The 14,447-nt window shown below is 40.7% G+C and carries 13 protein-coding genes and 2 pseudogenes; 6 read left to right on the top strand and 9 right to left on the bottom strand.

Annotated features, from left to right (window positions below):
• Positions 1 to 42 precede the first annotated feature (42 nt).
• On the top strand, positions 43 to 852 hold the full coding sequence (gene ppsR / locus BI198_RS08670) for a posphoenolpyruvate synthetase regulatory kinase/phosphorylase PpsR (RefSeq protein WP_070049194.1): 810 nt from the start codon (positions 43 to 45) through the stop codon (positions 850 to 852).
• A 95-nt stretch (positions 853 to 947) separates the two neighbouring features.
• Here the strand turns inward: ppsR and BI198_RS08665 are convergent, their stop codons facing one another.
• Positions 948 to 2,300, bottom strand: a complete 1,353-nt coding sequence (locus tag BI198_RS08665; protein WP_070049193.1) for a class II 3-deoxy-7-phosphoheptulonate synthase — start codon at positions 2,298 to 2,300, stop codon at positions 948 to 950.
• Between the two features lie 149 nt (positions 2,301 to 2,449).
• A complete protein-coding gene (locus tag BI198_RS08660) occupies positions 2,450 to 2,923 on the bottom strand; it encodes a low molecular weight protein-tyrosine-phosphatase (RefSeq protein ID WP_070049192.1) in 474 nt (157 codons plus the stop codon).
• Positions 2,924 to 3,066: 143 nt separating this feature from the next.
• Between BI198_RS08660 and BI198_RS08655 the strand changes: the two genes are divergently transcribed.
• Complete coding sequence (locus BI198_RS08655) at positions 3,067 to 3,741, top strand: response regulator transcription factor (RefSeq protein ID WP_070049191.1); 675 nt, start codon at positions 3,067 to 3,069, stop codon at positions 3,739 to 3,741.
• Here BI198_RS08655 and BI198_RS08650 read toward each other — a convergent pair.
• The 6 genes and pseudogenes from BI198_RS08650 to BI198_RS08630 all read right to left on the bottom strand — a co-directional run bounded on the left by BI198_RS08650 (position 3,711) and on the right by BI198_RS08630 (position 7,303).
• The gene (locus tag BI198_RS08650; RefSeq protein WP_201243460.1) at positions 3,711 to 4,562 is read right to left on the bottom strand and encodes a CsgG/HfaB family protein; all 852 of its coding nucleotides are present in this window, start codon (positions 4,560 to 4,562) and stop codon (positions 3,711 to 3,713) included. The two genes, BI198_RS08655 and BI198_RS08650, sit on opposite strands and share 31 nt — an antisense overlap.
• 1 nt (position 4,563) lies before the next feature.
• Positions 4,564 to 4,950, bottom strand: a complete 387-nt coding sequence (locus tag BI198_RS08645) for a curli assembly protein CsgF (RefSeq protein WP_070049190.1) — start codon at positions 4,948 to 4,950, stop codon at positions 4,564 to 4,566.
• Positions 4,951 to 4,966: 16 nt separating this feature from the next.
• Positions 4,967 to 5,344 carry a curli production assembly/transport protein CsgE gene (locus BI198_RS08640; protein ID WP_070049189.1) on the bottom strand — a complete coding sequence of 126 codons (378 nt, stop codon included), beginning with the start codon at positions 5,342 to 5,344 and terminating at the stop codon, positions 4,967 to 4,969.
• Between the two features lie 55 nt (positions 5,345 to 5,399).
• Positions 5,400 to 6,005: pseudogene (locus BI198_RS16480) on the bottom strand (hypothetical protein); the annotation flags it as partial.
• A 354-nt stretch (positions 6,006 to 6,359) separates the two neighbouring features.
• Positions 6,360 to 6,833 (bottom strand): annotated as a pseudogene (locus tag BI198_RS16475) (hypothetical protein); the annotation flags it as partial.
• A 68-nt stretch (positions 6,834 to 6,901) separates the two neighbouring features.
• Positions 6,902 to 7,303, bottom strand: coding sequence for a curlin subunit CsgB (locus BI198_RS08630; protein ID WP_235605291.1), 402 nt, complete (start codon positions 7,301 to 7,303; stop codon positions 6,902 to 6,904).
• A 284-nt stretch (positions 7,304 to 7,587) separates the two neighbouring features.
• Here BI198_RS08630 and BI198_RS08625 point away from each other — a divergent pair, with 284 nt between their 5' ends.
• From BI198_RS08625 to BI198_RS08610, 4 genes are all read left to right on the top strand, one after another.
• The gene (locus BI198_RS08625; RefSeq protein WP_141728860.1) at positions 7,588 to 10,068 is read left to right on the top strand and encodes a S8 family serine peptidase; all 2,481 of its coding nucleotides are present in this window, start codon (positions 7,588 to 7,590) and stop codon (positions 10,066 to 10,068) included.
• Positions 10,069 to 10,192: 124 nt separating this feature from the next.
• Positions 10,193 to 11,098 (top strand): AAA family ATPase, encoded by a 906-nt coding sequence (locus tag BI198_RS08620; RefSeq protein ID WP_070049186.1) that lies wholly within the window; start codon positions 10,193 to 10,195, stop codon positions 11,096 to 11,098.
• An 18-nt stretch (positions 11,099 to 11,116) separates the two neighbouring features.
• Complete coding sequence (locus tag BI198_RS08615) at positions 11,117 to 12,082, top strand: DUF58 domain-containing protein (protein ID WP_083256588.1); 966 nt, start codon at positions 11,117 to 11,119, stop codon at positions 12,080 to 12,082.
• Positions 12,073 to 14,115 (top strand): transglutaminase family protein, encoded by a 2,043-nt coding sequence (locus BI198_RS08610; RefSeq protein WP_070049185.1) that lies wholly within the window; start codon positions 12,073 to 12,075, stop codon positions 14,113 to 14,115. Before BI198_RS08615 ends, BI198_RS08610 begins: the two co-directional genes overlap by 10 nt.
• Here BI198_RS08610 and BI198_RS08605 read toward each other — a convergent pair.
• The gene (locus BI198_RS08605; protein ID WP_070049184.1) at positions 14,080 to 14,328 is read right to left on the bottom strand and encodes a TIGR02647 family protein; all 249 of its coding nucleotides are present in this window, start codon (positions 14,326 to 14,328) and stop codon (positions 14,080 to 14,082) included. The two genes, BI198_RS08610 and BI198_RS08605, sit on opposite strands and share 36 nt — an antisense overlap.
• Between the last annotated feature and the right edge of the window lie 119 nt (positions 14,329 to 14,447).

Raw genomic sequence — 14,447 nt, 5'->3', positions numbered from 1 at the left:
TAATTTATAATGTAATTTAATAACTACAATTAGGAGTAATTCGTGCGCACAGCTTTTTATATTTCAGATGGTACCGCTATCACTGCAGAAGTGTTTGGTCACGCCTTACTCACTCTATTCCCTGCAGAATTTGAACATGTAACCATTCCTTTTGTTGAGTCTATTGATATGGCCCAGCAAGTAAAGCAAAGGATAAACGATCGTTATAAAACTACAGGTGCTAAGCCTTTAATCTTTCAAACCTTTGTTGACGATAATTTACGCCATATAATTAATAGTAGTGAGGGTATTTGTTACGACTTTTTAAATTCTTTTGTTGAGCCTATTCAACGCGAATTAGGCATTGCACCCGTACCAAAAACACATAGAACCCATAGCATACATGAAAAAACCTACGACTTTAGAATTGATGCCGTAAACTTTGCATTGGCTAATGATGATGGCGCTAACGTTAAAGATTATGATAAAGCGGATGTAATATTAGTGGGTGTCAGTCGCTCGGGTAAAACGCCGACTAGTTTATATTTAGCGCTTCAATTTGGTATTAAAGCAGCAAACTACCCTTTTGTAGAAGAGGATATGGACCAATTAAAATTACCAGCCGCTTTGCAGCGCAATAAATCAAAACTATTTGGTTTAACTATTACCGCTGAGCGCTTAAGCCAAATTCGTGAGCAACGAAAATCAAATAGTCGCTATGCCTCTTTGCGCCAGTGCCAGATAGAATTAAATGAAGTCGAAAATTTATATCGCCAACAACAGATCCCATTTTTAAATTCTACCCATTTATCTATTGAAGAAATCTCGGCAAAAATTATGGCGATAACCGGTTTAAAACGACGTAAAATTTAATAAGCATTAACACTTATATAGAACTCATAGCCGCAAGTTTTAGGCTGCTTGCGGCTAAGTTTACTATTATATATTAACTACTTGCTTCTTAAAGATTAACATTTACGCGCGGTACGTAAAGTATCAGCAATTAAAAATGCCAGTTCTAATACTTGGTCAGCGTTTAGCCGTGGATCACACTGAGTAAAATAGCGTTGGCTTAAATCACTTTCACTTAAGCCATAAGCGCCACCCGTACACTCCGTAACATGCTCACCGGTCATTTCAAGGTGAATACCACCCGCATGAGTACCTTCGGCTTTATGTACCGCAAAAAAGTTGCGAATTTCACGTAAAATAGCTTCAAAGTCTCGAGTTTTATAGTCGTTGCTAGCTTTAACCGTATTGCCATGCATGGGATCTGAACTCCATACCACTTTACGGCCTTCTTGTTTCACTCTACGCACTAATTCCGGTAGCTTATCAGCGAGCTTATCCGCCCCCATCCGCGTAATTAAGGTTAAACGACCTGCGCTATTGGTTGGGTTTAAGTTATCAATTAAGCGAATTAAGTCGTCTGGTTGCATACCAGGGCCCACTTTTACCCCTACCGGGTTGTGAATGCCACGGAAGAACTCAATATGGGCATGATCAAGTTGACGGGTACGTTCGCCAATCCAAACCATATGTGCAGAGCAATCATACCAATCACCCGTTAACGAATCACGGCGGGTTAATGCTTCTTCATAATTAAGCAATAACGCTTCATGTGAGGTATATAACTGCGTTTCCCGAATTGATGGCGAATTTTGCGCGCTTATGCCGCACACTTCCATAAACCGTAATGACTCTTGTACGCGTTGTGCCACATCTTGATAGCGATCTTTAAGTGGGTTTGATTCAACAAAGCCCATATTCCATTTACTAACTTGATGTAAGTCTGCTAAGCCGCCCTGCGCAAAAGCCCGTAATAAATTTAACGTTGCCGCAGAATGATGATACGCCGTAGTTAAACGATTAGGATCGGGCTGTCGAGCGCTATCGGTAAACTCAAAGCTGTTGACGATATCACCACGATAACTGGGTAACGAAATACCGTTAATGGTTTCTAAATCGCTGGAGCGAGGTTTAGCATATTGGCCGGCCATACGAGCAACTTTTACTACCGGCAAACTGCCTGCAAAGGTTAATACCACGGCCATTTGTAGTAAAACTTTAAAAGTATCGCGAATTTTGGGTGCATTAAAATTATTAAAACTTTCTGCACAATCGCCGCCTTGCAATAAAAAGCCTTGGCCGTCGGCAACTTGACCAAGTTGTTTATACAGCTCTCGGGTTTCTTGAGCAAAAACCAATGGCGGATAGGTGTGTAGTTGCTTTTCTACTTTTTTTAGCAGTTCCTGATCCTGGTAACTAGGCTGTTGCTGGATCGGGAAACTACGCCAGCTTTGCGGCGTCCAAGTACTCACGATGAAATTCCTTACAGTTAATTTACTCAGAACGTTATAGACTTCTGGACGTAAATTCAATCCTAATCAAGTCAAAACTGGTCTATTTTAGTTAAAAGATTACATATTTAAGTTGATTCACCGTTTTATAAAGCGTAACAACTGCTAAGCTAAGTCTTTTGTCGTTGTAAGTGCAGGCAAAGGCCATCGCAGCCAGCTTCGATTAACTGCAACACTAAGCTAAAACCGCGGGCGCCACCATAATACGGATCGGGCACCTCTTGTTGAGTCGGATAAGCGGGATGATACTGCATAAAAAGTTGTAATTTATGTTGGTGTTGTTCTGGGCAACGCTGTTGCAGTACTTGCAAATTATTTTGATCCATTGCCAAAATCATATCGTAATGGCTAAAGTCTTGTTCTGTGATGGGTCGAGCATGAAGGTGCGAAAAGTCGTATCCGAACTTGGTACCTTCACGGATGCTTCTGACATCAGGTGCTTCTGCACGATGAGATGCATGGGTACCCGCTGAGTCTATGTCAATATTAAGCTCTGCTAATTTTGCCTTATCTCGCATAACAGCATGTGCTGTGGGAGAACGGCAAATATTACCTAAACAGACAAATAGCAGTTTCTTAGTCATAGTGATTCCATTTGTTTAGATTTGTTATGCTAATGAAAACACACAAAATGTTAAATGGTTGCAATTCAATAATCTAGAGTACAGTATAAGAAGTAAATAGCCATCAAGCACGTAATTAATTGTAGTATGCCGGAGTAAAACTTATGGATAAGTTTAATAAACTTATAATTATCTCTGAACTAGATACTGTTCATAATATTACTTTATTAGCCCAATCAATCAATATAAATGTCCAGCAATGCAGTAAGGCTGTGGCATTAAACAGCGGTATGCTTAAGCCTGGGGTGCTACTTGCTTATCCTTATGCCAATAAGGATATTAATAAAAATGGTGTCTCAGCTGAATTACAGGATTTATTAAATAAAGTTCCGCTGTTTTTATTTCAAGCCGAGCGGACAATATTAGAGCCATCGCAAGCAATCATAGCGGGTATTAGAGGAGTGATATATCGGGATGAGCAATTAGACCGAGTTATGACAGCAATCAATACTATGATGACCGGCCAGCTTTATTATGCACGAAAAGTCATGTCAGAATTGATAGACACTTTGGTACAACAGAAATTAGCACAAAATCAACAAACTTTAGTGGTGCCTAATACTAATCTGCTTACTAAACAAGAGAAGCGTATTATTCAACTGGTAGCAGAAGGTTCGCGTAATAAAGAAATTGCTGATAACTTAAATATTAGCGCCCATACGGTTAAAGCCCATTTATCGTCTATATTTCGTAAAACCAAAGCACGCAACAGAGTCGAATTACTGCGTTGCATGCAATGGCCAAAAACTCAAGAATCCGAGTTAATTAAATTAGCTTGATCATCGGCACGCCAAAACCCACGTTGTTGGCCTTGTAAAATTAATTCAACAACCGCAGCTTCCATCGCTTGTTTAACACAATATTGTACTGGTTCATTTGTCGAGTAGCCCGCTTCTGCTTCAGCTAAACGATTTAATGAAACATAGCGAAATAATCCCGCGCGTAATTCTTGCGAGAAGACTTTTTTATTGCTAGATACAGACAATAAAACTTGACCGGTATGCACATCAACCGCCCTTAAATATACACTGACTTGATCTTCTCGAAACAACTCAGAAAGGCCAATACCAAAATATTCAGCGCCAATACCACCAGTGGTTAAATTAGTTTCATAGCCAATAATACCGCCCTCAAACAAAATGCGTGATTGTTTTAAGGTTGGTAATTCGCCACTCGTTTTATTGGCGCCATGAATTTTTCGTTCGGTTAATAAGTTTTGCAAACCTTCACGCTCCAAAGGCGCAAACCAACCACTATCAAGCAATATTTGGGTTAACACTGAAGTGGCACCTTGGGTAACAGCTGTCGAAAAACTGGAGACATTAGCTTGCGGCTTATACTGCCCCGTTTGATCGCGAAAGGCATAAACAGAGACCGGTATTGCTGTTCTCGGTTTACCCTGTTGTTGCAGTTGCAACATCACTGGACTAATAGTGTCAATTTCAGCTGGGGTTAAATTAATTTCTGGTTTGGGTAGCAGTGAACAGCCATTTAATAACACAATGACACTTAGCATTAAGCCTAGTCGTTTACCTAATGTTTTAGCTAAATGTATCCGCAATGCCTTACCTGCAAGTGAACTAGAACATAGTTGTTTCATATTAGCCTCCACCAATTGATGGAATAGAAATAATGGTGACTTCGCCAGTCTTCACATTAGTAATATGCACCACAACAGCACCGTCAGTGCCGCCAGTCACTTCAACTATAAACTCACCGGTGTTATAAATTCCTTCAACTAATTCACCATCAGCAATGCGACGTGTTAACGAGTTAATAATATTGCGCTCTAAAGCGTCTTGAAATTTTTCAACAAACGATAAACCCCCTCGTTCCGCAGTATGCCTATTTTGACTTTGGGCTTTTTGCAGTAAAAAATTACCATTTAATGGGTTACCGCCAAAACTTGGGTTTATTGGCGTGTATACTAGTTCTGTTGCAGAAACTACGCCGCAACTTAATAATAATATTAGAGATATCAGCTTCATTATCTTGATTGTCCTTTTACAACTTGTCGGCTAAAGGTTGCTCGAGCATTTTGCTAGTTTGAATATTAGCCAGCTCGTTAATGCTGATTAAAATTGCTTGTTCTGCCATTTGTTTTACATCGTTATAACGGCGACCAAAATAGGTTTGATAAATCCGAGTTTGGTTCATCTCAACCCATAAAAAAGTACCCGCTTGCGGATAGACTTGTTCATAGATCACCACAGTGATGCCTTCAGTAGCAGGCATATCACGCCAATAACCAGAATAATAAAATGAGAAGTCTTTACCAAAACGAGAAATAGTACGGTCTAGCACTAAACCGCCTAATTCAATATCAGTTGCACGAACGGCAACTGAACAGCAGAGCATTAAAAGTATGCCAAGTAACTTCATAGGCTATTCCTAAAAATAGCAGCTCACTTTATTAGAAAGTGAGCTGCTAACCACTTTAGTTTTGCACTACAGTAGCGGTATTAAAGTCGCCTACTTGTGTGACAGTCATAACATTAGCAGTACCATATTGGCCGCCAAGGACTAAGTTATCATTACCTAATTGCGTAATCGACACTAAACCGCTGTCTCCAGCTACTGCAAAATAGCCGTCATCACCCGCAACCCAGTTGCCCATACCTTGTTGTAAAATATCTAAACTATTATTGCTGCCAGCTAGCAAAATATCGACTAAGTTAATATCGCCATGCTGTTCAATCGCAATGTTATTAGCATTAACCATAATGTCACTGCTGACTAATAACTCATTGCCATTGCCTGTTTGGTCAATAAACACATCGTTATCATCACCAATAATATCTATTACGGCGATATTATCATCACCAAGTTGACGCATATCTACATCGTTATTTTGGCCATCAATGGCAATACCGGTAATATTATTATCACCACGACTATTAACCTTACCGGTATTGTTAGCACCATACAGGACCACTTCACTTAAATTGTTATTACCGGTTTGACGAACTTGCACATTATGATCATCACCCACTGTGGCAAATAAAGAGCTATTTACATTGCCCCGCTGCCAAACATCAATCTGATTATTATTGCCAACCAGCCCAGTAGGTGCTGCAACTTCGTTGTTGTCGCCACGTTGTTCTATCAATACTAGGTTTTGATCACCTTGTAACGGATCGAGTAAAAACAGATTGGCATTACCCGTTTGCATAACATCCATTAGATTATTGTTGCCCAGCACATCATAAGCAATAAAAGCGTTGCTCTGGCCTTCTTGGCTAACAAAAAAACTATTGTTATTCCCCATTACACCCACAATGCCAGCAACGTTAGCATCACCATATTGTTCCGATTCAAAGTTATTTCGATCGCCAAACAGATTAAACATGCCCGATTGGTTGTCATCACCACTTTGCAGGCTATAAAAGCTATTATTGTTGCCGTTAAAACCTACCCGACTCCAGTTAGCAAAACCCTGTTGGTCAAGCGTCGCAGCATTACTATCACCGATTAGGCTAAAATAAGCTTCCTGGAAATCACCTTCTTGATAAACATCAATAGTATTACTATCACCTGTAATTAGTGCTTCGGTTATGTTGTAAAAACCATTTTGGCTAATAGCAACATTGTTATTATCGCCAGCGATGTCGGTATAAGCTACATGCCAAAAGTCAATTTGATAAGTATTAACCAGGTTGTTTTCACCTTCGATAAAATTATATGCTTCCAGCCAAACCCCATCTTGCTGTACAGCACTATCGTTTAACAAGCCGGTTTGATTAATGATGGTAAAGCCAATTTCACCACTTTGTACAACTTCTGCTGTATTACCTTCAAGGGTGCCGACTATTGATGTTTGGTTTATGATCACCTCATTGTCTTGGGCTAAAACTGGACCACTGATGATCATGGCAATGGCTAAGCCTAAAATATGTTTGCGTGGCATTACAACGTTCATAAAATTTTCCCTAATTTTTATTAGTATTGAATAATTGAAATTTCAGCACCTACACCAGATTGCTCTATAGAGAATTGCTGATTACCCCACTGTTCAAGCCGTATCAAATTGTCCTTACCACTTTGAATGATTTGAGCGGAGTTATTATTACCAAACTGGTTAATTTCAGCTTGATGACCAAAACCGCGCTGTTGCAATATTAGTTGATTTAATACCCCCTGCTGCAACAAAACGGCATAGTGACCGCTACCTGATTGAGTAACATCGGCAACATTAAAGTCACCAAGTTGAGTAACATTTACTCCGCTAGCTAATGCTTGGCGCTCAATTAATGACGTTAACTGTATTGATATATCTGCCAAAGCAGTACTTGAATACATCGCCATATTGATTAGCACTAGCCACTTAGTAACATTTAACACCGCAACTCCTTATCAAATTAGTCACAATATTAGGCTAAAGCACTAACAAAAAGCTGCAATAGCACTTATGGGCTATTTGTAAAACTTGTTATTAATATGGTTTTACAAATTAACCCTTTAAAACCAACAGCTAAGATTCGAGCTATATGAATTTAACGACTAAAGAGCTAAGCATAAAGTACTATTTGCTATAATTTATTTACTTAATATTAATATTTGTGCTATCCATAAAGACGCAACATTAAAGTATCAATATTAACAATAAATTAATTATGGGAAGCATTATGAAGCATAAAACACTGATTGCTATCGCAGTAACTGCAGCATTAGTTTCTGGCTCAACTTTAGCTAATAGCTCTGCAGAAGAATCTATTTTGGTCATGTTCAAACCTGGTGTGTCCAAACAGCAGCGTGAAAGCGTTGTGCTAAGACAAGGTGCTAGTTTGCGCCAACTGGATGCCCAAGGCCGCGATATGAAAATGCGTTATGTCGCCGATGGTCGCATTGTTAAAGTACAAGTTCCAAAAGGTGTCGACCGTGATGCATTAATTAAAAAGCTTACGGTTAACCCTTATGTTGAAATTGCAGAGCCAAACTATCCGCTTAAAGCACTAGTAACCCCTGATGATCCGCGTTTTAATGATTTATGGGCCTTACACAATACCGGTCAAAATGGCGGCACAGCTGGCGCTGATATCAAAGCCCTGGATGCATGGGACATTTCAACCGGTAGTCGTGATGTCATCATAGGTGTTATTGATACTGGTATGGATTATAACCACCCAGATCTAATAGATAATCGCTGGGTTAATTTAGGAGATTACCCTGGTAGTACTTATGGTTATTCAACTTTAAATGCTGAATTAGATCCGATGGATAGTGATACTCATGGTACTCACGTTGCGGGAACTATTGGTGCATCTGGTAATAATGGTATTGGTATTTCGGGCGTTAACTGGAGTGTGACTATTGTCCCTTGCCAATTTCTTGGTCCCGATGGTGGCAGCACCGCAGGCGCAATTGAATGTATTAACTTCTTTACCGATTTAAAGCTTAATTATGGTGTAGATGTTAAGGCAACAAATAACTCTTGGGGCGGAGGTGGCTTCTCTGAAACATTACGTGAAGCTATTCAATCAAGTAACGATGCTGGGATCTTATTTATTGCCGCAGCCGGTAATGCTGGAGTGAATGCGGATACCACGCCAATGTATCCTGCTGCATACGATTTAGACGGTATAGTCTCGGTTGCTTCAACTGATCGAAATGACCAATTATCTGTATTTTCTAGTGGTGCTTCAAACTATGGTGCGGTGTCTGTTGATTTAGGCGCACCAGGCTCGGCAATCTTATCAACAACACCAGGCAACAGTTATGCGAGTTATTCAGGTACTTCTATGGCCTCTCCGCATGTTGCTGGCGCGGCAGCATTACTGTGGTCTGTTAATCCCGATATAACGCCTTTAGAAATGAAAGCAATTTTAATGGATAGCGGTGATAGCTTAACAGCGTTAGACGGTAAAACGGTGTCAGGCAAGCGGTTAAATTTAGCCAATGCTATGGCTGATGCTGATCCTACGCCATCATTTAAGCTGAGTATTTCACCGCGTACACAACAAATAACCGCTGGCGAGAGTGCTGAATATGTCTTAAATATTGGTAATGTCGCTGACTGGATGGGACAAGTGGCATTAAGTGTTGCTGTTGACCCTGCATTCGACGGTGTTAGCTTATCTGCAACCACAGCCGAACCAGGTGATACCGTAATCTTAAATGCTGCAACAACCGCCGAGACAGCTTGGGGCAACTATAGCTTTACGGTGACAGGTACTGATATCGATACTAATGAACTAGTTAAGTCGGTCACAGCCAACCTTGAGTTACTTCCACAAGGTTTACAAGATTATGCTTATAACAATAATGAACTTGTTAATATTCCAGATGGTGATGCTTCAGGTATAACAAGTACCATTTCTGTTGACCAAAATGGCACTGTCTTTGCGACCGACGTTGGGGTTAATATTACCCATACATGGATTGGTGATTTAATTGTTAAGTTAACATCTCCACAAGGAACAGAGCATACCCTTCATAACCGCAGCGGTGGCAGTACTGACAATATTGTGCAAAACTGGCAATTAGAAACCTTTAACGGTGAACAGATGCAAGGTGATTGGACATTATTTGTTTCAGATAATGCCGGACGTGATACGGGTAGCTTAAATAGCTGGTCTTTAACATTAACGGCCTTAGCTGAAGACGTTACCCCGCCAGGTCCAGTTGCCCCTGTTGCAGACTTTAGCTTTATTGCTTCAGGTTTAAGTGTCAGCTTTAGCGATTTATCTACAGATGCCAATGACGACATTAACCTATTAAGCTGGGATTTTGGTGATGGCAATGTGTCTTTCGACACAAACCCAACCCATGTTTACAGTAATAGTGGTAGTTATACGGTAAGGTTAACCGCAAGCGATGAAAGCGGTTTATCCCATACTACGGAAAAAGTGGTTAGTGTTGCTCAAACTGCCATTGAGTTAAGCGTTAAACGATCTGTGCGTACCCGTACCGGTGCAACGATTGTTGATTTACGCTGGGTAGGTGCATCTGATAACGTCGATTTATATCGTGATGAGCAGCTTATTGATACGCTTAACAATACCGGTCGTTATCGTGATCGCTTTAATTCACAAGCATCATCTGTGACTTATAAATTATGTATTGAAGCCACTGATTTATGTTCAAATGAGCTTGTTGTTAATTTCTAAATTAGCAGTAACCTAGATAAAAGCGGCTTAGGCCGCTTTTTTTTATACTTGCACTTATATGGGTCAAGGTTACTATTAGTCTCCGAGTAAAATATCACCTTTATCAAAGCTGTAAGGAGTTCAGGTGTTAATTCAGTTGCACAAGGTCGAACAAAATTTAAATCAGGTTATTTTAGGTAAACCGCAACAGATCCGCTTGGCTTTATGCTGCTTATTAGCCCAAGGGCATTTATTATTAGAAGATTTACCCGGCATGGGCAAAACTACCCTCGCCCATGCGTTAGCTAATAGCCTAGGCCTAAGTTATCGCCGCGTGCAATTTACCAGTGATTTATTACCCGCCGACTTAACTGGTATTAATATTTATGATGCTCGGTCACATGAATTTAAGTTTCAACCTGGTCCGGTTTTTAGCCAAGTATTATTAGCGGATGAAATTAATCGCGCCAGTCCTAAAACGCAAAGTGCGTTACTAGAGGCGATGGAAGAAAAACAAGTGTCTATTGATGGTGTAACTCGGCCACTACCACAACCCTTTTTTGTTATCGCCACCCAAAATCCATTGTTTCATGCCGGGACGTCAGCGTTACCTGAATCGCAGTTAGATCGTTTTATGTTTAGGTTATCCTTAGGTTTTCCAGACCGCGCATCAGAGCACCAGTTACTCAAACAAGAAAGTACTGCGCCTTTAACTAAGCTGGTTGAACAATTAACGGTTGACCAAGTGCGTACATTGCAACAGCAAGTAACTCAGGTTACCGCGGCAGATGCGCTAATAGATTACTTATTATCCTTAGTTGCCGCTAGCCGACAACGTACCGATTTACATCCTTTATCACCGCGCGCTTCAAAAGCCATTTTACGCGCAGCCAAAGCTTATGCATTTATCAATAATCGCAGTTATGTCAGTGCAGATGATATCCAGCAAGTCTTCCCGTATATTGCCGAGCATAGATTAAACCCTAGCTCAGACGCGAGACAATTAGTGTTAAGCCAGCAACTATTACAACAAACACCATGCTTAATTTAATACTGTGCTGAGCGTAACGTGCTGAATTTAAAAAAGCGGCTATACCCGCACTATTGGACTTGGTTAAGTCGGTGGTTAGATAAACGCCAACCCGCCGCGACGAGTATTACGCTAAGCCAGCGTATTATTTTTATTTTACCCACACGCTATGGCATCTGGTTTAGCTTGCTCTGTGTATTGCTGTATTTATTGGGCACTAATTATCAAAATAACTTAATTTTATTAGTCTGCTATTTATTATTAAGTATTTGGTTAGTCAGTATTGTGCTGACATTTCGTAACCTCAATGGCTTAAGCCTAAGTTGCAGTAGCAATAATGAGGGTTATGCTGATCAAGATTTGGCCATTAATATCAGCACTGTCTCGCAAAGCCCGCGTTATATGCTGAAATTCCAGTTTATTAACCAACCTCATAACCTAGCGTATAGTGTCATCAAACCAACATTAGACACAGCGTTAAGCTTAAATATTGCCGGCAAAAGCCGTGGCCATTATCCCTTACCGCGATTAAAAGTCAGCAGTAGTTATCCTTTTGGCTTATGGCGCAGTTGGAGTTATATCGCTTTAAAACAACAGTATTGGGTCTATCCTAGTCCACTAAAAACCAGCAGTACTCATTTTGGTCAAAACAAAACGGTCCAACCGCATTTAGATACTGAAATTAGCCAGCAATTACGCCAATACCAAACCGGTGATAGTTTAAACTTGATTTTATGGAAGCGTTTAGCACGCGACAGCACTAGGCCCATAGTGCGATTACGTGAGCCTATTCAACAATATGATCCTAGCTGGGTAACCATTGCTGATTTAAGTGGTGCTGCGCTAGAGCAAGCATTAAGTTACGGCTGTGAAAAACTGCTAGCCTTAGAAGCGGATAAGCAGTTTTATGGTTTAAAAACGTCTAAAGTGACTTATCCACCCAGTCAGGGCGCATTACACTTACAGCGTTGCTTACAACATTTGGCGTTATATCCATGCAAGTAGCCACAATACAGTCCATTCAGTTCAAGCAAGCTATTGGCTTTAGTAGTCTGTTATTCACTCTGACCCTTTTATTACACAGTGCTTTACCTCTGTGGTTTATATTGGTCATTTGTAGCAGTTTAGGTTTATATTTACTGCAGGCTTACAAGGCTAAAGCTGTTGCCGCAAATACCAAGTATGTTGGTAATAAAGAGAGTGGCTCGCAAGTAAATGTTTGGCATGTAAGTGTACTGCAAGTCAATATTGTTGCGGCGTTAATATTAGTCGGCTTACTGGTAAATATTCGTCAAGCCGGCGTATTAAACTTAATGCTGCAAATACTATTATTAGCGGTTAATTGTCGTTTGTGGTTATTGCAAAAAGCAGCAGAGCGCCAGCAATTGGTTTGGGTGCAATACTTTTTATTAGCTAGCGGCTTTATTTTGCATCAGTCAATGCTAATGGCACTGCTTATTTTTGGCTTAATAGGGCTAAATTTATACTTGCATTACCATTTGTTTGCGCCAGCACATACCCGGATACCACAACGTGCCTTAATACAAAGCGTGGTCATTATTATTCCACTGTGGCTAGCCTGTTTTGTGCTGTTTCCAAGGCTAGCACCATTTTGGCAAATTCCTAATATAAATATGGCCACCACAGGGCTTGGTGACAGCATTGATCCGGGCAGTATTGAGCAATTAGTGCAAAACGACAGTGTGGCGTTTCGGGTTGAGTTTAGCCAAGCACCCCCGCCACAACAGCAACTGTATTGGCGGGCTAAGATATATGAACAATTTGATGGCCGCAGTTGGCATGTCGACGAAGTGAAAAACAGCTCTAATAAGGCTAAACAACCCGCTGCAAATATAGATACGTTAAGTAATCCAAATGAAGTTACCGATCTAATACGCTATAAGGTCATTGCCGAGCCTAGTCAGCAAAGAAGCTTATTCTCGTTAGCTAATCCGGTTCAAAGCCAAGGCCCAGTTCAAATCCAGCAAGCTGGCTTAGTGCAAGCTAACACTATTGTCAGCCAACGTTTACCTTATCAGCTAGCCAGTATTGAGCAGCCCATCGGTTTGATCTCAGCAGCAGAGCGAGATCGCAACTTAACTCTGGCTAATGGCAATGCAGCCAGTAAAGCCTTTGCTCAGCAGTTATTTGCTAATGCGCCTACTCCAGATGCTTTTGTTAAGGCAGTCGCTAATCATTTTAATCAACAAGCCTATTTTTATAGCCTAACGCCACCTCGATTAGGCAAAGATAGTATTGACCAATTTTTATTTGAGACCAAAACCGGATTTTGCAGTCATTATGCTTCAGCTGCCGCTTTTATGTTACGCAGCGTGGGTATTCCAGCACGCGTAGTCGGTGGTTATCAGGGCGGTAATTGGTATGCCGAACAAAACTACTTACAAGTCACCCAGCGTGAAGCTCATGCGTGGGTGGAATATTTAGTTGATCAACATTGGTATAAGTTTGATCCCACAGCAGCTGTCGCGCCCGAGCGTGTGTTACAAGATTTAAATGCCGCATTAAACGACGAGCAGCGGTTAATGTTACAATCTGGTTGGCAACAAATAAGCTGGCTAAGTGACCTGCGGCAGCAATTTCGCCATATCGATTATTACTGGTCAGTATGGGTGCTGGGTTTTGATACTAGCCAACAATTAGACATTTGGCGCACGTTAAAACGCTATGCTTGGCATTTACTGGTAGGGTTAGGCTTTATTCTGGCGATTTTGGTTTTAAGCTGGCTATATTTACAACAGAAAAAACGGCGACTTAACGTCCCTGCTGCCACGCTATTAATACAACAGTACGTACCCAGCTTGTGGCAGAATAAAACCCCATCAAGTTCGGTAAGTGGTTATTTACAGCAGCTTAGTCGAAATTACCCTAAGCATGCAGAATTGTTGAATAGCCTAATAGCACTGTACGATCAGGCTTTATATCAGCAAGATACTGCGGCGCTAGCTGCTTTACATCAGTTACTGCGCCGCGAGAAGACCCGGTTACGCCGTTTCTTTAGAATGGTCCAAAATGCGTAGTGCGGATTGAATATGTTCGGCACAACTCATACCTAACTCGGTTAAATAACCACCATCAGGTTGATTAACTAAGCCTTTTTCGAACAAGCGTTGTATGGCCTGTTTAGTTTGTGCATCAGCATTTTGATGCACTTTTAAACCTTCCATTGTGCTATCAAGATTATAGCGGGCTAAAATACGAACTTCTGCAGTTAAATCAGGTGTTATTGACATAATGACATCCCCGTTTAGTGTGACTACTCACCATAGACCGCATTAAACATAAAGAAAAGCTTTAGTATGACTTATTGCTAAATAAACTCATTAACACACTGTTAAACAAAGAAGTAACT

This window comes from Rheinheimera salexigens, assembly GCF_001752395.1.
GTDB lineage: Bacteria > Pseudomonadota > Gammaproteobacteria > Enterobacterales > Alteromonadaceae > Alishewanella > Alishewanella salexigens.
The sequence above is the reverse complement of the archived record's forward strand: the minus strand, read 5'-3'. Positions and strand labels throughout refer to the sequence as shown.